This window comes from Pseudomonas sp. OV546, from assembly GCF_900116845.1.
GTDB lineage: Bacteria > Pseudomonadota > Gammaproteobacteria > Pseudomonadales > Pseudomonadaceae > Aquipseudomonas > Aquipseudomonas petroselini.
This window is the reverse complement of the sequence record NZ_FPCE01000006.1, coordinates 67,820-85,107: the sequence shown is the minus strand read 5'-3', so window position 1 is coordinate 85,107 and position 17,288 is coordinate 67,820. Positions and strand designations below refer to the sequence as shown.

At 51.9% G+C, this 17,288-nt stretch carries 22 protein-coding genes and 1 pseudogene; 9 read left to right on the top strand and 14 right to left on the bottom strand.

From position 1 onward, the window contains the following. Nucleotides 1–153: 153 nt before the first annotated feature. From BM403_RS15355 to BM403_RS15330, 6 genes are all read right to left on the bottom strand, one after another. Entirely contained in the window at nt 154–1,038 is an 885-nt protein-coding gene (locus BM403_RS15355; protein WP_093543560.1) for a manganese catalase family protein, read from the bottom strand. A 129-nt stretch (nt 1,039–1,167) separates the two neighbouring features. Continuing rightward, nucleotides 1,168–1,395, bottom strand: coding sequence for a PLD nuclease N-terminal domain-containing protein (locus BM403_RS15350; protein WP_093543558.1), 228 nt, complete (start codon nt 1,393–1,395; stop codon nt 1,168–1,170). Between the two features lie 91 nt (nt 1,396–1,486). Beyond that, the gene (locus BM403_RS15345) at nt 1,487–1,933 is read right to left on the bottom strand and encodes a DUF421 domain-containing protein (RefSeq protein WP_093543555.1); all 447 of its coding nucleotides are present in this window, start codon (nt 1,931–1,933) and stop codon (nt 1,487–1,489) included. Nucleotides 1,934–1,940: 7 nt separating this feature from the next. Continuing rightward, nucleotides 1,941–2,459 (bottom strand): hypothetical protein, encoded by a 519-nt coding sequence (locus BM403_RS15340; protein WP_093543553.1) that lies wholly within the window; start codon nt 2,457–2,459, stop codon nt 1,941–1,943. Beyond that, complete coding sequence (locus tag BM403_RS15335) at nt 2,459–2,965, bottom strand: CinA family protein (protein WP_093543550.1); 507 nt, start codon at nt 2,963–2,965, stop codon at nt 2,459–2,461. Before BM403_RS15335 ends, BM403_RS15340 begins: the two co-directional genes overlap by 1 nt. Nucleotides 2,966–2,978: 13 nt before the next feature. Then, complete coding sequence (locus BM403_RS15330) at nt 2,979–3,227, bottom strand: hypothetical protein (RefSeq protein WP_093543547.1); 249 nt, start codon at nt 3,225–3,227, stop codon at nt 2,979–2,981. 360 nt (nt 3,228–3,587) lie between these two features. Between BM403_RS15330 and BM403_RS32180 the strand changes: the two are divergent. From BM403_RS32180 to BM403_RS15310, 4 genes and pseudogenes are all read left to right on the top strand, one after another. Next, a pseudogene (locus tag BM403_RS32180) lies at nt 3,588–3,846 on the top strand (short chain dehydrogenase); the annotation flags it as partial. Nucleotides 3,847–4,140: 294 nt separating this feature from the next. Further along, a complete protein-coding gene (locus BM403_RS32175) occupies nt 4,141–4,461 on the top strand; it encodes a hypothetical protein (protein ID WP_093543543.1) in 321 nt (106 codons plus the stop codon). Nucleotides 4,462–4,715: 254 nt separating this feature from the next. After that, entirely contained in the window at nt 4,716–4,898 is a 183-nt protein-coding gene (locus BM403_RS15315) for a hypothetical protein (protein ID WP_093543540.1), read from the top strand. Between the two features lie 86 nt (nt 4,899–4,984). Continuing rightward, nucleotides 4,985–5,659, top strand: a complete 675-nt coding sequence (locus tag BM403_RS15310) for an HAD family hydrolase (protein ID WP_093543538.1) — start codon at nt 4,985–4,987, stop codon at nt 5,657–5,659. Nucleotides 5,660–5,878: 219 nt separating this feature from the next. On the opposite strand, the gene BM403_RS15305 is transcribed toward BM403_RS15310, so the two are convergent. From BM403_RS15305 to BM403_RS15290, 4 genes are all read right to left on the bottom strand, one after another. Beyond that, entirely contained in the window at nt 5,879–7,144 is a 1,266-nt protein-coding gene (locus BM403_RS15305; protein WP_093543795.1) for an APC family permease, read from the bottom strand. Nucleotides 7,145–7,423: 279 nt separating this feature from the next. Next, nucleotides 7,424–7,789: a histone-like nucleoid-structuring protein, MvaT/MvaU family gene (locus BM403_RS15300; RefSeq protein WP_093543536.1), complete on the bottom strand. Its 366-nt coding sequence runs from the start codon at nt 7,787–7,789 to the stop codon at nt 7,424–7,426. Between the two features lie 168 nt (nt 7,790–7,957). Beyond that, nucleotides 7,958–8,257: a hypothetical protein gene (locus BM403_RS15295; RefSeq protein ID WP_093543535.1), complete on the bottom strand. Its 300-nt coding sequence runs from the start codon at nt 8,255–8,257 to the stop codon at nt 7,958–7,960. Nucleotides 8,258–8,551: 294 nt separating this feature from the next. Next, entirely contained in the window at nt 8,552–9,262 is a 711-nt protein-coding gene (locus BM403_RS15290; RefSeq protein ID WP_093543533.1) for an SOS response-associated peptidase family protein, read from the bottom strand. A gap of 99 nt (nt 9,263–9,361) precedes the next feature. Between BM403_RS15290 and BM403_RS15285 the strand changes: the two genes are divergently transcribed. Next, on the top strand, nt 9,362–9,793 hold the full coding sequence (locus BM403_RS15285) for a LexA family protein (protein ID WP_093543531.1): 432 nt from the start codon (nt 9,362–9,364) through the stop codon (nt 9,791–9,793). Further along, nucleotides 9,780–11,060: a translesion error-prone DNA polymerase V subunit UmuC gene (gene umuC, locus BM403_RS15280; protein WP_093543529.1), complete on the top strand. Its 1,281-nt coding sequence runs from the start codon at nt 9,780–9,782 to the stop codon at nt 11,058–11,060. The genes BM403_RS15285 and umuC overlap by 14 nt, the downstream gene beginning before the upstream one ends. A 112-nt stretch (nt 11,061–11,172) precedes the next feature. Here the strand turns inward: umuC and BM403_RS15275 are convergent, their stop codons facing one another. Beyond that, on the bottom strand, nt 11,173–11,370 hold the full coding sequence (locus BM403_RS15275; protein WP_093543527.1) for a hypothetical protein: 198 nt from the start codon (nt 11,368–11,370) through the stop codon (nt 11,173–11,175). A 333-nt stretch (nt 11,371–11,703) separates the two neighbouring features. Further along, nucleotides 11,704–12,165 carry a hypothetical protein gene (locus tag BM403_RS15270; protein ID WP_093543525.1) on the bottom strand — a complete coding sequence of 154 codons (462 nt, stop codon included), beginning with the start codon at nt 12,163–12,165 and terminating at the stop codon, nt 11,704–11,706. Between the two features lie 283 nt (nt 12,166–12,448). Between BM403_RS15270 and BM403_RS15265 the strand changes: the two genes are divergently transcribed. The 3 genes from BM403_RS15265 to BM403_RS15255 all read left to right on the top strand — a co-directional run bounded on the left by BM403_RS15265 (nt 12,449) and on the right by BM403_RS15255 (nt 14,580). Beyond that, entirely contained in the window at nt 12,449–12,817 is a 369-nt protein-coding gene (locus tag BM403_RS15265; protein WP_093543522.1) for a hypothetical protein, read from the top strand. Between the two features lie 61 nt (nt 12,818–12,878). Further along, nucleotides 12,879–14,051 (top strand): DUF3800 domain-containing protein, encoded by a 1,173-nt coding sequence (locus tag BM403_RS15260; protein WP_093543520.1) that lies wholly within the window; start codon nt 12,879–12,881, stop codon nt 14,049–14,051. Beyond that, on the top strand, nt 14,044–14,580 hold the full coding sequence (locus BM403_RS15255) for a hypothetical protein (RefSeq protein ID WP_093543517.1): 537 nt from the start codon (nt 14,044–14,046) through the stop codon (nt 14,578–14,580). The genes BM403_RS15260 and BM403_RS15255 overlap by 8 nt, the downstream gene beginning before the upstream one ends. Before the next feature lie 270 nt (nt 14,581–14,850). On the opposite strand, the gene BM403_RS15250 is transcribed toward BM403_RS15255, so the two are convergent. Then, nucleotides 14,851–16,290 carry a hypothetical protein gene (locus BM403_RS15250; protein ID WP_093543514.1) on the bottom strand — a complete coding sequence of 480 codons (1,440 nt, stop codon included), beginning with the start codon at nt 16,288–16,290 and terminating at the stop codon, nt 14,851–14,853. Then, a complete protein-coding gene (locus BM403_RS15245; protein ID WP_175538077.1) occupies nt 16,287–17,273 on the bottom strand; it encodes a nucleoid-associated protein in 987 nt (328 codons plus the stop codon). Before BM403_RS15245 ends, BM403_RS15250 begins: the two co-directional genes overlap by 4 nt. Nucleotides 17,274–17,288 lie beyond the last annotated feature (15 nt).

Below are 17,288 nucleotides of genomic sequence, written 5' to 3'. Positions count from 1 at the left end.
ATACACGCTGGGCGTCACGTTCAAAAGCGACGCTGGTGAAGTAGAACATCTCAGGAAGAGTTAGATCTTGATGCGCCGATTTTTTGATAACCATGGTTTAAGTCCCCTTGAATCAGATTAAAAACCGCACGCCAGATGGCGTGCGGTCACTACTCAAGGTTGTGGTTCACCTTGTACCCCAGCCCCCAAATCCGCACCCGTGATTGGGTTGCTGTCTGGGTCAGACATCGTCCTGGCTTTCATATCCATGAGCAGTTTCTCGTCCTCAGCGCTCAATTGCACAGAAGCGGTGCCGTCCCCACCATCCACAGCGGGTGCCGGCTCTTCCACGAAGTCCCAATCGTCCCCTTCGTTCCAAGGGCCGCGAGTGCTGCCTTCGCCCTGTGACATATTGAAGTAGACGTTGGTGAACTCCGGCATACCCGGCAGTTTGCCCTGGGGGAAATTTGGCTGGATGGCGTGCAATGCTTTTTCGAAAGATAATTGGTGGGCGATTTCACGCGTCATCAGAAATCCCAGGGCCTCCTTCACACCCGGATCGTCAGTGACATTCATCAAACGTTCGTAGACGATCTTTGCTCTGGCCTCGGCGGCAATATTGGAGCGCATGTCTGCAGTGGGTTCGCCGATGGTATCGACGTAAGCCGCCGACCAGGGAACGCCTGCGGAGTTAGTCAAGGGAGCGCCGGCGCCGTACAACAGACTTGTGATATGGGAATCGTTGCCAGCGCCATTAATGGCGCGATACAGCTCACCTTCTTCCTCGACACCTTCAGCCATACGTCCCTTGGCTCCCTTATTCAACATCACGATGATCGAGCCGACGATCTCAAGGTGACTGAGCTCCTCGGTGGCGATATCCATCAGGAGATCCTTCCTGCCAGGATCATCTTCTGCCAATGCTTGCGTGAAGTAGCGTGACGCTGCCGCAAGTTCCCCTTGGGCTCCCCCGAATTGCTCCAGTAGAAGATTGGCCAACCCAGGATTGGGCTGAGCAACGCGCACGGTGTATTGAAGTCGTTTGTTATGTAGGAACATGACATTCTCCTCAGACAAATCAGATCTACAGTCCACTCGGTGAGAGACCGAATGACCCACATTTATCTGAAGTAAATGCGCTGAAGATAATTTCAAAAAACTTTCGCGCTATCGACCAACGGACGCTGGTTACCCTTTACTGTGTTCAGGCGACGAAGGCCCTTCTTTGATCCCACGAGGCCCTGCAACACCCCACACGATCAACCCAATCACGGGGAAGACTATGAGGCCGATAGCCCAACCTGCTTTGACTCCCACCGTTTTGTCGCTGCGAAACACGCTGACAATTGCCCAGAGATCAACGAGCAAAATCATCACCGCGACGGCAATCGCGAAATAGCTGGTAGCTTCCGACATGACTACGTCCTCCTCAGACTGATAATGCTTAGGCCCCTCGCATTTAGGGATGTTCAAGTAAATTTCGCCAACACATATCGAATCCAGCGCGTCAGTCTTCCTGAGCAATAACGGAGATTTTGCCGTTGCGCTCAAGGATAGCGAACTTGATCTCCTCCAGCTTCTCGATGCCTTGACTGGAACGCGCAGCCTCCATTACATCCGCTTCTAACAATCGCGCACGGCGAAGACGCTCGTGTAGAAGTTTTCCGTTCTCAACGATGATTGTCGGCTCGCCATCAATCAGCCGTGAGAGCCACCTCGAGCGCTGCTTGAGCAGAGATAAGCCAACATCGATGGCGACTAGGCTGACGATGACAATCAATGAATTGGTGAGCGAAAAATCATCGCCCAGCAGGGCTTGTTGAGTTGCCTCACCGATCATCAACAACAGTACGAAATCGAATGTGGTCAACTCTGCCAATGAGCGCCGGCCAGCGATTTTGAAGAGCACCATGAGCGCCAGATACATGGCACTCGCACGTAGTACCGAATCCATAAATCACCTAAGGGAAAATGAACTGTTCAAGGTTTACGCCGTTGGTGCCCGGTGAAGCAATTCGACTTCGAAAGAAGCCAAGGCCATCCCCGCGCAAGGTGATGTACAGCGTCGCTTGACCATCGAGGTCGGTCTGAAGCCAGAGCTTAATGCCCTGTGAAGAGCTTCTTGAACGCAGAGGTTCAGGTTGCAGGGTCTCGATACTGAATGCCTCCAGCAACTGACCTGCCAACTCCAGTTCCACTGCCGTGTTGGGCGTTGCGTTCACACTGATTTTCATGGGGTTGGTAGATCCATTGCGATGGAACATTTCATATTCCACCTCGATCTTGCCATCGTCACTGCGCACATCTCTTGAACTGATCAACCCTCTGGAGAACACCCCCATCAGTCCAAGCACCACGACTAACACCAACACGTACCAGCCAACTCGCTCGAATCGCCAAACCTTCAACTGATAGGCCATGTCTTCGCTTACGGGATAACTCCGGTTGCGCAATTCCGGATGGTCGAGATCATCGCTCATCAGAGTTCACCTTTCTCACCCTGCAGGACACGCTCATGGAAATGCGCCAACCACTGCAAAGCATACTCGGTGGCCTGTTTCTGCACTTCACAGCGTCCGCCTGAAAATCGGTGCTGGTGACTGAACACGTGACACTCATCAGTCGTTTGAAAGGCCCAGGCAAAGCAGATTGTGCCAGCAGGGATACCGTCTACGTCGTCCGGGCCCAGAATCCCGGTCGTAGCAATAGCTGCATGGGCGGTGCTGTCTCGCAATGCCCCTGTCGCCATTTCCCGAGCAACCTCCACGCTGGTTAGGTTGAATGTTTCAATGGTCTGCGGGTTGACATGTAATAGGCGCTGTTTCGCCTGAGGCGAATACACCACGTACCCACACTCGATGAAATTACCGCTGCCTTCGACCTCGGATAACAGCGTCACAATTTTACCGGCGGTACACGACTCCGCCGTGGTCAGCACCAAATCATTGTCGCGAAGGTATTGAACAGTGTCGGCGGCGATAGACATAATCTGAATGACCTCAGTGATAGTCCTCACCAGCGACCGCACGCAGATACGCCACGTCCGCAGCCCTTCGTAAATCGCGCCATTCGGCCAGAGTTAACATACCCAAGCGATCCATCTCATCAGAGAGGCGCAATAGCTCGTCGTGATAAGCGTCTGGGCAGTCCATGCGAAGTTCTCTATTTTCCAACGCACAATGCCAACCATCCAAGGCTTGTAATCTCAAATCCTGCTCAGGCGTCAGTTGGTTCTTGAAAGCATTCATTTCACTCACCCCCGATGCTTTCCCGGTTGAGCAACCGATCTCGATTTAGGTTCAAAAATTTTCAGAAAGAAGTGTTTTACAAAACTGATCAAAACGAAAGGAGGCCTTGCGGTAGGCCTTCCGTTTGACGCTCGTTAGGAAGTCCGTAGTTCGCGAGAGACGCCGGCACTTATCGTGACGGGGATTTCGCGGCGCTTCAGTCCATGCTCTACGTCGCTCTACGTCCGCTTGAGGATTTGAATCGAGTGTTCGATTTATCGGCTTACCAGTTATCGACATCCTGCCATTCAGTCATCTCGATGGAACATTGCGCCAAGTCGCATCCTCTATCGCAACACCAGCGAATCTGAGGGCTTCATCATGATAGACCCAGCAACCGGTATGAAGGCGGGCGAGCGCTACATCGTAGAAAGTCTTGAACGCACACGACATTTCCCAGGCTTCTTCCTTGACGGGAAATATTATCTTGGCCCCGAATTGATGACGGCCATAGGTTGGCTGGAAGGTCAGCAGTTTTATTACGATGAGCTTGACCCCACGGGTGAGCCGGTTTTTCCCAATCGACTTGCCGGCACGGTCGAAGACCTCACCCTCATTCTCGCAGACGGTGCGCGTTTACCTTTAAACGAAATGCCTTACGAAGCAGAGATCGAACCCTCTGACATTCCGATCAGTCGTAATCCATCGTCATCGGGACATCGCCCTACTTCAACAAGCGATCAACTCGTAGTTGAGGGCGTCCGGATGTCAGGTAAACATCCCTATCCAATACTCCTAGCGGCGGGCGCTGCGCTATTACTGGGAATACTGTTTGGGGTCAAACAAGCCAAACGCCTTCCTATTCGAAAGCTGAGGTAGTCGTCCTCCGTGAATTCCCTAGAGAAGCGCCCTTGGAAAGATCGGCGGTGAGAAAATGCATCCTGTGACCCCTGACGGTCGTTACTTCGTTGTCAAAGGGCAGCTGTGGCGCTGTTCAAACCCGTCATTGGAAGAGAACGTGCGCCAGCGTCTTGTCGATGAGCTCATGGCAGCTCGACGCGAGGTGAAGAGAGCAAAGGATTCGGAAGACGAATCGCAGATGAAGCGCGCTCGGGAAAAGGTACAAGTGGCCAAAGTAGCGCTTGGTGAGCGGGGCCCTGTTTGGTGGGCTGATGGCAGTCCTGATTTCAATAGATTCCGGGTCACTAACTCCCCTTATGCTGAATGGTTCAGCTCGCTCCATGAGTCCGATTAACCTTCGGCGCCAGGTGAATATTCACTAAGCTCTGCCGGGTAATAAAAAGACGTTCAAGTGCCCTTTTTGTACTTAAACCAAAATCTGCTCGCGCTAAAACCTCGTCGGAAAAGCGGAAGCAAGGCAAAGGAACCTCAGTGCCATTCATGCTCTGCGGCTGCTGCGTTTCGAAATTTGCGAAAGACGGAACGACTCAGACCATGTGCTTTCGAAAAATTGAGCGCTTCAAATTTAGAGGGTCGAGGAGAAATCTCATGACTGAAAAAAGCTCCGATTCATCAAAAAAAAGCAAAGCACTGGAGGATTCTGCTCTCGTCTCAGAGGTGTCAGAAACAGGCTTAACAGATGACGAACGCGTCGTTAGGGAAGATGAGTTTCTTGGCGACGAACCACGTGCGGAACCCGGCCCAGCCGACTTGGAAAGACTTAAGGATTAACTTCAGCTCCCTTGGTATTCGATGCGACCAATATTTCCAATACGCGACATCTACTACCTGAAATTTGCTTAATGGAGGTGTCATGTATGCGCCCGCAAACCTCATTCATTTTTGATCTAGATGGCACGTTGACTGATAGCGTTTACCAGAATGTTTTCGCGTGGAAAACTGCGCTCGATTCAGAAGACATACCGTTAGCCATGTGGCGAATTCACAGAAAGATAGGTATGAGCGGTGGGCTGATGCTCAAGATGTTAGCCCGTGAGACCGGCCTGGAAATCAAACCCGACCAGGCAAAAAGGTTGAGCGATAAACATGATAAAGCCTACAAAGATCTGCAGGGCCAGATTACCGCTCTCCCTGGCGCCGTAGAGCTTCTCGATACTCTAAACCGCGATCAGCTCAAGTGGTGCATTGCGACCAGCGGTGGCATGGACACTGCGGCGATAAACCTGAAGGCATTAGGACTGGATATCGCGGAAGTCAATCTCATCACTCGTGATGACGTGAAGTATGGCAAGCCCGATCCAGACCTTTTCCTTGCCGCTGCAAGCAAACTCGATGTACCCGTCGAAGATTGCCTAGTGATTGGCGACGCCATCTGGGACATGCTTGCCGCACGACGCTGCAAGGCCACCGGTATAGGGCTGCTTTCTGGTGGTTACGACACAGGAGAGCTTGAACGTGCAGGTGCACTCCGAGTCTATGAGGATCCTCTTGCACTGCTGAAGCACCTTGACGAGATAGCTTCCCGTCCGTGAGCCATCGATAGGCACGCGCCTTGAATTAGTATGCTTCCCCCTGTCGGCGGCGACGTTCACGCATGCAGCCATGCCAGACGATTGATCGGGTGGTGTTCCAGTGTCCTTAGAATCGACGATCCGAGGCATTGCATTCACCCGATACAACTGCGCCCAGCCGGCACTCCTTTAACTGCGACAAGTTTCACGCTGCGAAAGACAGCGAAAGCGCTTACAAGACTAGCTAGGCTCCACCGGCGCCGGCATTGCCACTCTTGAACAGACGAAAAGCAGCATGCCGATCAGGATCAAGACCCCTCCCCGCATCCATGTCTCCAGACTTTGCTGACTGAGCAGCACCAGGCACGAGACGATAGCAAGTACCGGAACCCACGTCGGCACCCGAAAGTGATTTTCCGCAACCTCGTCACGGCGCAGGATTAACACGGACAAATTAGTGCTGAGAAATACAAACAGCAGGAGCAGGACGACGGTTTCGGCCAATGTAGCTAGCGTTCCCGTCAGCGTGAGTGCGATTGCTACGAGGGTGGTGGCGATGACCGCGATCCAGGGGGTGCGTCGCCTAGGAAGCACCTTGCTCAAGGCGACCGGCAAAAGCCCAAGGCAGGCCATGCCATAGGTAAGGCGACTCGCCATTATCATGGTTAATAGTGCGCCGTTGGCTACCGCGATCAGTGCAATGAAGGCGAAGACGCGAGGCGGAATGTTTAAACCTGACGCCCGAACCACTTCAAGAAGAGGGGCGGAGGTTGCCACAAGTTTTTCCATGGGCAGTACGGAAGATGCCGCGACGCCGACAGCCATGTAGACGATTCCGGCGGTTAGCAATGCGGCAAATAATGCGCGGGGGTAAACTTTTCGAACGTCTCGAATTTCTTCCGCGAGATTGGCGGATGTTTCGAATCCTACAAAGGAATAGAACGCGATCAATGCCGCACCCAAAACGGCTAACACCGGGCTGACCCCCGGCTTGAACTCGAGGCTGCGACCCAAATCTGCTTCGCCTGTACGGAAATACCAAGCAGCGGCAACAACGACCAAAAGAAGACCTGTCAGCTCAATGACTGTCATTACCAGGTTGGCTCCCAAAGACTCTTTAATTCCCCTCGCATTTAGTAGCGCGATAACGAGAAGGAAAAGTAAGGCTGCGATGTGAGGCGGTACACTGATGAACGCCGCTAGGTAATCACCCGCAAACGCCAGCGATAAACCCGCCGCGCTCGTAACAGCTGCCGATAGCATGCAAAAGCCCACGAGAAACGAAATGAGCGGAGACCGGAACGCCTTCTCTGCGAAAACCGATGCGGCGCCCGCGTGAGGATATTTTGTCACCAACTCTGCGTAGGAACCTGCAGTAAGCATCGCAAAAAACAGAGCGATGAGCAGAGGCACCCATATTGCGCCACCTACCTCCCCCGCAATTGTCCCGGCGAGCGCATAAACGCCCGCACCGAGGACATCGCCGAGAATAAATAGAAAAAGCATCGGGCCGGTAACGGCGCGGCGCAACGAGGTCTTTGGCGGCGAGGTCTTCACGTTCAACTTCCTGGCTTGAGGGTTCAACAGCGCATTCCCGGCTAGTAGCTAGGTGGCTTTACTTTCAAGCAATGGAAATTTGCAGGTGTCTAAAGTTCACATATCTTGGCAAAGAGTCGGGAAGAACTCGCCGCTCGTATAACCTGAATAGAGTTATAGAGTCACCTCAAGTGGATCAAAAACGATAACAAAAAAGGGCCCTATTAGGCCCTTTTGTTCACACCAAAATCACTTGGCCAGCCAGGACTCGACGGTCGCAGAGCCGTGTTCAGCTTTCCAATCTTTCAACGTCTTGTGGTTGCCGCCCTTGGTTTCGACGACTTCACCAGTGTGAGGATTTTTATAAACCTTCAACTGGCGAGGCTTGCGACTACCGGTTTTGGACTCGGCGGCTGGAGCGCGACGACCGGCTTGCGGATCAAGAAGGTTAATCACGTCCTTAAGGCTGTAGCTATATTTTGCGAGCAAATCACGCAGCTTCGTTTCGAACTCGATTTCTTTCTTGAGGCCAGCATCGCCCTTGAGGGCTTCGAGAGCCTGGAGCTGTTCGGCGAGGTGTTTTTCAAGCTGGCGGAATTCGGCAAGTTTGGACATGGAAATTCTCGATGTGAGTAGTACCTAGAGGTTACACCATAAATCACGGAGCGCACTTACAAGGAGTGGCGTCTGAGGCCTTATACCCGGCCAGCCGCTATTAATATTTGTTTCCAAGCGACAGTAGGTCTTGGCCTAATTCCTTGTGAATGGCCGATACTCCTTTTCTTATTGATGAGTATCCGTCTCCTCGGCAGGATAAAACTCCCCCTCCTTCCCCATCCTTTTTAGCTGCTCGCGCACGATCAACTCAACGCTGGCAACTGCGGCTTGGTCTTCAGGGCTAACCAATTGCAAGCACAACCGTCGGACATTCTGATCGTGGGTGCCCTCGCTCATCATCTCGTGGGTGAAGACTTGATCGCTACGCCAAAGGCATAGCTGGGTATGAGTTTCACCGAGCCATATCTCGTTGATTGATCTTAGGTCGGTGGTAGCCAGTTGATCGACGGTGATTGTCTTATCCATTGCTCTGTACCTTACCAGTAAGCAGTAACAGGTAGACTTCCCGGCACAGGGCGTCGTTCCAACTTCCGGCAGGTTACCCAGCTAGGTGGTGGCGAAATACGTTCCGGATTGAGGTCAGACAATCAACGATTGAAGCCGGAAAGTACGAATAGACGGTGGGAATTCCATGACTAATACGGCTTCTTTTACATCAGATGGTCGCGCATGGAAAAACCTTACTCCCCTCCTCATGCCAATACTTCAGTTCGCTGGCGTGCAGCTGCCGATACGCCGGCTCTCAGACTGCGGCTGAAATCAGTCATCGACGTCTTCGACAGGTGAGAAGGGCTGAATTAAATGCGTGCCTTGGTTACGAACGTTACCTACATCCTTGCCAACCTTGTACCAGTGAAAATCCGTAACAGGCCGGCAGTGCTCCATTGCTATTTCTCGAGCTCGGCCCGGTGAGGTGTCGGGATCTATCCATTCGCGAGCATGCTCAGGTGCCAAGACCAAGGGCTTGCGGTCATGGATATCGACCATACCTTGATCACTCGCGGCGGTGATGATCACAAAGCCGTCTCGATCATCCGGCTCGAGGCCTTCGTGCACCTCAGCCAAACCCGCAAAGAACATTGGAATCTGCTCCTTCAACGTGATGAAATAGGGCTGCTTTTTCTTTGGATCATCTTCGTCTTTGACCCATTCGAACCAGCCGTTCGCCGGCGCGAGCACGCGACAATTTGGCCAGAGCTGATTGAAAAATTTCCCGGTCATGACGGTCTCGACTCTCGCGTTTATCGGGTCAGGCCGCTTTCCCTTCGCCCAGAACGGCGCCCATCCCCATTTAACCTTATCGACACTCAAGCCCTCTCCCGCTGGCCGGAAGATTTCCACTCGCGTCGACGGCGCAACGTTGTACCGCTCGATGGGCCAAAGGTCGTAGCCATTGATCACCAGTTGCTTTGGCGCAAGCTCCTTGAGGTAGTGATCCATCGATTCGTAGATCGAGTAGCGTCCGCACATGGTGTCACCCGTCGAATTGTCGTACCTATGAGATTGACCGCAAGCGAACCAAATCGTTAACTGTATGCATGTACAGTTAACCTCAAAAAGGCTTGCATCATGAGCATCACCATCCTCGGCCCTCTCGCGTCTGGCGGCAGGAGGCTGCCCTTATATTCATCCAGGGTGCCGGCGGGCTTCCCCTCCCCTGCGGCTGATCACATCGAAAAGCACATTTCCCTCGATGAGCTGTTCGATATCCGCGCGCCGCACGTGTACCTGGTGAGGATTGATGGAGACAGCATGCAGGGCGCCGGAATCTATTCGGGTGATCTGGTGGTCGTTGATCGAAGCATCGATGCGGTCAGTGGCGATATCGTCATCGCCGCGCTGAACTCGGAGCCTTTCTGCAAGCGCCTGCTTCTGCGTGAGAACGCCGTACTCCTCCTGTCGGAGAATCCGAAATATCCGGCGAGACATGTCATGGAGGGCGATGAGCTCGTGATCTGGGGTGTGGTGAAATACAGCGTGCGCAATCATGAAAACACTTGAGCCAGTTTTTGCCCTGATTGACTGCAACAGCTTCTATGCGAGCTGCGAGCGAGTGTTCAGGCCCGACCTGGCAAAGACCCCTATCGTGGTGCTGTCCAACAACGACGGCTGTGTGATTGCGCGCAGCTACGACGCCAAGCCTTTCGTGAAAATGGGCCAGCCGTACTTCCAGATCAAAGACCATCTACGCCGGCATGGAGTCGTGGCCTTCAGCAGTAATTACGCTCTGTATGGCGACATGAGCGAACGCGTCATGACGATCATCGAGTCGATGGTGCCGGCACTTGAGGTCTACAGCATTGATGAGGCATTCGCCGATTTGACTGGCATGCCTGGAGATCTGTCCGCGTTTGGCAGGCACATGCGCTCCACGCTTCTCAAGCGCACAGGCATTCCTGTCGGAGTGGGGATCGCGCGCACGAAGACACTCGCCAAGCTCGCTAACCACACAGCCAAACGTCTGCTAGATATTACCGGTGGCGTGGTGGATCTGTGCGATCCGTTCAAACGCGACTGGACGCTGCGTAACACCGATGTCGGCGAGGTATGGGGCATCGGCAGGCGGATGAAGGCGCATTTGGAAGCGATGGGGATCAAGACCGCCATGGAGTTAGCGAAAGCTGATCCGACGATGCTTCGCCAGAAATTCAGTGTGGTGATCGAGAAGACTGCTCGCGAGCTTGCAGGCACCTCATGTCTGGAACTAGGTGAAGCTGACCCACCCAAGCAGGAGATTTGCTGTAGCAGGATGTTCGGCACCAGGCTGACGCAGATCGAGCCGATCAAGGAGGCCGTCGCCACCTACACCCAACGCGCGGCGGAAAAGCTCAGAGCGCAAAACTCGCTGTGCAAAAAGATCCGCGTGAGCATTAGGACAGGCATGTTCAATCCCGAAGAAGCGAAGTATGCGAACGGCGCACTCGTCGAACTCCCCTATCCCACAAACGACGTTCGACTCATGACCAAGGCTGCGACCGAAGCCGTCAATCGCCTCTTTCGACCAGGCTTCAAATACAGCAAAGCGGAAGTTCTGCTGATGGATTTGCGACAGCCCGGTGAATTCACTGATGACCTGTTTGCACATTCCCAGCCTGTTACGGCGGACAAGGTGATGACCGTCCTGGATGAGATCAATGGCCGCTGGGGAAAGGGAGTCGTCCGGTTGGCTAGTGTGCCTGCGGCGCCTGGATGGGCGATGCGCCGGGAGTTGATGAGTCAGAGCTACACGACGAAGGTAGATCAGTTGTGGACGGTAAAGGCTAGGTAGCCGGGCGGTGGGACTCGCTGAATCTATCGCGAGCGGTGCGTCATCAACGACTACCCACGACCAGAAGGGATCAATCTCAGTTTCCCTGGCGGAACCCAAAGTGATCAGCACCTCACCATCCACTGGTGAGGAAGAGCAAGGCAATGAAAGCCGCGAACGGTGCGAACATCACCAAGGAACCTACGGCGAGCGCCCAGCCCCAAGCAAAACCGCTATCGCCTTTGAAACGACCGCCGCTCAGCAGTCGTAGCACGAAGACGCCAATTCGATAAGCCAAAGTATTGAGCAAGATATCAATGATGAAATCCATTTTTATCTTGGTGCCTCCTGGCGCTGGGGTGCTGCAACTCCGACACCGCAAGGCGTTTATTGGAAGGAATGGCCAAATTGGGTGAGTGTTTCAACGGGACACGAACTGTTTAGAGGTTTAGATGATAGTCCAGCGATCTGCTCTTTCTTTCCAATTCGATCTTACCTCGCTGAGGTACGACCATTCGTTCTTTCGCCGAATGCAACCAATTGGGCTGAACCTAGACTTAGAGCCTCAGCATCGGCGAAGCACATCGCTCCTTCGCGAAGCGCCTATACCTCTTCCCTAGCTCCAGCCGAACTGATTTGCCCATGAACCCCAAGATTACGCCCGCTATCTGTAAAACCGATACGACAATTCGTCACAGAACAAGACGGTGTTGCATACGATAACTTGAGCAATCATGAAACCGAGCCCGGCGCCGACAAACGCTACGCCTGCAATGATCCACACAAGGCTCGCATTCAAACGAAATCTCAACAACCAAGCCGAAATACTTGTGCCTATGAACATGCCCGGAACGGAAAACAAATGCCCTAGCCCCATGAGGCCTCCATCACGCCCTAAGCTAGATACGACCGACATGTAGGCCAGAAGAGTGACGGAAACGGCGGCTGTGGTTCCGGATAAAAACATAGCCTGAGCACGTAGCGTCATGCCCGGAAGCAACATCAGCGCTGGCACACCTACCAGATACCAATAGCCTAAATGAAGTGTATTGCCGACAGTGGATGCGTAAACGAGTACGAGAGCGGCTAGCACTACCGAATAGAGAAGATCATCCTTAAAGCGCATTTTTATTCCCTTGCATCGCTGTCAGAACCGTAATTTGTGAACAGAGTAGCTAATGGGCTGGTGTTCGCTCGGCCGTCCACGAGTGGCAAAGACTTCCACTTGCTTGAAAGCTGATTTAGTCCCGCAATGTAGGCTTGGAAAGCCTGAATCTTTTTTCAGGTCACTTTGGGTTCCAAGGTGTGCTATGACCTGCCGGCGAGCACAAGGGCAGGTGATCAACATGCTGATGGCTTTTGGCCTCGATGCCAGCTAGATTTGGATCTCTTTACAATCAAGGACAGAAATGAAAAAGCTAATTGCGATGTTGGGAGTGTGTTTGATACTTGGCGGTTGCGCTACGTCCCACTACACCGCTGGACGAGACTTTCCGTCAGCCAGTGTAGCGAGCATCACCAAAGGCAAAACCACCACTTCAGAACTGAAGTCGCTATTTGGCGAGCCCTACGCCAAGAGCGCCGTCAGCGAAACTGACGAGAAGTGGATCTACACCTACACCAATGGCTCAGCCCATGCCCAAAGCTACGTGGTCACCATGAAGGTGACGACTACTGGCACACAGAAAACGCTTGATGTCCTGATCCGCAATGACGTGGTCATCAACTACACGTTCAGCGAAGGCCCCGCTCCAGGCACTACCACTGCGACGAACTGAGTTCGCCACCTTGCCATTGGGCGACCCACCGCGCTCAGTACGTTGTTGATGGAGCAAGCTCATGGACAGAACATATGCCTTCGTGGATGAGTCCGGGAATCCCGACCTTGATACGTCAAAGGGAGGAAGCTCGGGCTTCTTCATCGTGTGCTCCATTCTGGTGGCAGAGAAAGACTTGGAAGCTGCTTATGCACAAGCTGAAGCACTCCGCATGCGCCATTTTCAAACGGGCGAGATCAAATCCAGTAATCTGAAGCCCAAGGACTCAGATCGTCGCGCCCGGATCCTAAACGAGCTAGCCGAGCTGCCATTCAAGCTCTATTTCTCCGTCGTTGATAAGTCCCGAATTCACAAAGACGGCGGCCTCCGTATCAAGACCTCGTTCATAAAATACGTGAACGGGTTGCTCTATGAACGCTTGTTCCGCGCATACCCTGACCTCCAATTGATCGTTGACGAGCATGGTGGCCAGGAATTTCAGGAGAGCCTCAAAAGCTACGTTGCAGAACGATTCGTGGACGACCTATTTGGCGATAAGGATGCCTTCCAGACGATGGCCAGTAAGGACAACGTTTTGGTTCAGGTTGCAGATTTCTTCGCTGGCTCAGTCGCTCAGATCTACGAAGAGAAAGCTTCGGAAGCAGCAGTTCTTGCCTACAAAAAGATTCTACGAAGCCTGACCCTTGGAATGCTTGAGTGGCCATCCAAGTACCAGTCTCTTCTGCCGCCGCCGACGGATGAATTTGGGTACGCTGACTACCAGGTACACCAAGAAGCTCTCCGTCAGGCTGACCTTTTTAGCGAACGGGCTGGTGAGCATCCTAATGAGGATGAGCGCCTGCAGCTGAGCATCTTGCGGTTCTTGAGATTCCAAAGCGAATTCGTCACCAAAGACTACGTGCCAACCGCAGAAATAGTCGGCCACCTAAAAGATAGCGGCTTCGGGGATATCAACGACCAGAGGATCCGCTCCAGCGGCATCGCCAAGCTTCGCGATTCGGACGTGATCATCACAAGCGCGGCCAAAGGCTACAAAATTCCTCAGACACGGGCTGACATCAACGAGTTTCTGGAAAGGGCGTCAGGCATAGTCGTCCCTCTGCTGGAGCGTGTCAAAAAGGCTCGAGAGGTGTATCGGCTGAGTAGTCGAGGAGAATATGACATCGTGACTGCAGCCAACCTGACTGAGCTTGCCAAGCTGCTCACCGCGCTCGAGGCGTTTGCAGATGACTGAACTCAGTCATGGCAACGAACCTCAGCAGGCTGCATTGATCCAGGATGAAATCCTAGAGATCTTGAAAGAGGCCAAGGTGCTCGCGCGTAGATTCTATCGCCTGACCGGCAAGCCCCTGGGCGTGACAGGCGAGGTCGCAGAGTACGAAGCTGCTAATAGACTCGGCTTGTTGCTACATCTTGCAAGGCAGGCAGGTTACGACGCTACAGAGACGCTGGAAGATGGCGTCGTGAGAATCCAGATCAAGGGGCGATGTATCCTGAACCCGCAAAAGATTACGGGCCGTATGGGTGCAATTGATCTACGACAACCCTTCGATACTGTGCTCTTGGTACTGCTTGATTCTGAGTTCAACGCATTTGCGATGTACGAAGCGAGTCGTGCCAAGGTAGAGCTAGCACTGACCTTGCCTGGCTCGAAAGCCAGAAATGAACGGGGAGCGCTGGCGATTAGGCAATTCATGTCGATAGCGGTGTTGCGCTGGGCTCGCCAGGAGGCGAGCGAATCCGAGAGACAACTACCCTCCTAGAATCGAACGCCAGTGGTACGTTGCTCTGGGATACATATTTAATGTCCCAAATCAGTCACATTAACCATCATTTTTAGGCTTAATGACCCTATTTGGGCACATTACGGGCGAGCAACGGAATGCGGACAGTGATGGCTATAGCCTCTGCCTCAGCCAGACTATCTTCTGATGCGTAAGCAAGCCCCTGACGGTTCCTGGCATAGCTTCTAAATATCTGTGCAGCAACACTGCTGCCACAAAGAGTTAATCGTAGTTGTATTTATAGTTTTATTAAAAAAAGGCAGTGATGTAGTTCCACGCGTAGAAAAAATAATAATCGATGTGATTCGCTACAAAGCTAGGCGCCGCAAGCGATAGGAAGTAGTGGACAATGGCTGCGTATAGACAGAAGCACACAGCCCAAGCAAGCCAGTAAACAGTGCGTCCGGACGATATAGGTTTTTCAACCAAGCGCTTCCAGTCGTCGGCAGACATAAAGTTGTAGATCTTCTTCCGCCATCCTTCTCTACTGCTGTCAGCAAGACTGTTAAAACGCAAGGTTGATAGAGTGTTGATAACCATGCTCAATATGAGAAGTACAGAAACGCCTAGATACAGAATCGTGGTAGCTGTATCCGCTACGCCTGTAGTCGCTATCTGAGTCTTGAGAGCTAAGACAACACCCGCCACCGCGAAATCACGCCATAGAGCTGATATTAAATCCCTTGTCGCGGTTTGTGTCTTATTAACCTCGTCCTGCAAACCCTTGCGCAGATCCCCCAGGCTTTTGACAGCCTCCTTGCTCTGATCCTGGAGATGAAAGGCGAACGCTTCCTTGGCCCCCGAGAGGCTATTTTTCAAGAGTGGCATTGAGCCAGAGGGCCACGTCGTCCCAATGTTCCAGTTGATAGCAATGTGGTTATTGAAAAGTTGGAATTTCGTTTCAGACTCCCTAGGGGTGGAGTAAATCCACTGGCAGGTGTCGTGAATTGTTTTAAAATTGATATCAGCCCAGTTAATAGGCTGGTCTATAGCTATAGGGAGTGAGCGCCCGCCTCGAAATATTACATGAGTCTCATCATCTTCCTTGCGAATCTCGGCTGGCAAGCAAAAGGAAAGCTTTTCCACCGCCACGCGTTTCCAGGCTGTAAAAGGTTCGCTTTCAGTAATTGGCTCAGCGGTTAGCAGCCATGGCTCAAGCGACGGTGGGGTAAGGGAGTGGGTAAGATCCCGTACCATTTTCCAAGGCTTTTCAGGATGTTGAGTGGCGGCAGGTAAACTTTTATCTCCACCCATTTCTTTAACTAGAAACTGATGAGTGGAAAACTCAAAGGTTTCACCTGCAACCCATACACACATTTTTTTCTGTGAGGTCTGTGCTGAGAATTGATTTGTTCTCAGCCAGTTTTCGAAACCTCTTAAAGTGAGGAAATAACACCAACCATCATCCGCTGGCTTCTCCAAGATTAGTGTTAGTCTGTCATTTTCTACATCCTCCAAATCTAAATCCTTGATCTCGATGCTGTCGGAAACCTCTCCAAAAAGCTCTATCGTTCCGATGCCATCAGAACAAACACGCTGGGCAAGATCTTTCAACTCTCGAACAAACTCAGAAGATATAATGCTTATTTCATCAATTCGAACAATATGCGCAGTCTCAATCTGCGCAGAACCGCCCGACGCCGCAAGTCGCTCAAAGAAGCTGCGAAGTTCCAGCGCTAGCTGTTTCATGATTCACGCAAGCGACTTGTACGAATAGTAATGACAGTTTCATCCTTTCCGTTTTCGATAGTTAAGCTTCCCTTTGCCCGTGCAGGCATATTGATGGTGATGCCTTCGCTTGTTACGTATTTCTTTGCCTCATTGGTAGGTAACTCTTCCTCATCATAGGAGAACACCTCACCAGTCAAATTTAGGCTTTCCAATTCTTTGTCGAAGGTCGCCCGAATTTCATCTTGGCCATTGATGCCAAAAAAATCTGTGAAGAATTCGTCGACTTCAAAGTCTTTACGCTTTTTCGCAATCTCAACGACTTTCTCAGCGACTTTTGATGTGATAGCAGGCGGTAGATCACCCAGGTGTGTCCTTACAGTTTTTTTGATTGCCTTAACCAAATCTACCGTCATTTCCTTTGAGTTCCGGAGACGCTCTACACCCAGGAATTTCTTGAAGAAGTCACTGATTCCTGAGCGGCTCATTTTATCAATGATCACTACTTCTGAGTCTTTGGAATCCAAATCAATAAGGGCTGATTTCTGCAACGCTTTTGGTGATTCAGTAAAGTTGTTAGTAACTGCCTGAAGAATTGCCTGGGCGCCCTTGGTTTCAAATGTGACAACTTTTTCAGAGTCATACTTGATTAAAGAATAAAACTTTTTAGCGCCTGTAACCAAGCCAATTACAATCAACACGCCTGACTTCATCCGTTTATCGCCAAGGCGATGAAATTGTCGCGCCAAGCTCTTGGAGATATCGACAAAATTCGACTCACCCTTCTCCCAGCTATTCAATTTGGCCTTTACTTGAGATATTTCAGCGAAAGAAAATTTATTGCCCTTGAGGGTTTCTTTGATGCGGTCAATGAAGAACGGCTCGAAGGTGCTCAAGGGAGTATCGTCAAAAAGTATCGGATCATCAGCTCGATGATGCACCACGTGAAAAATGAAGTTCTCGATTTTCAGGGCTTCTATTTCTTTATCGGTAAGAGTGGCCAAGTTAAATCCTCTTCC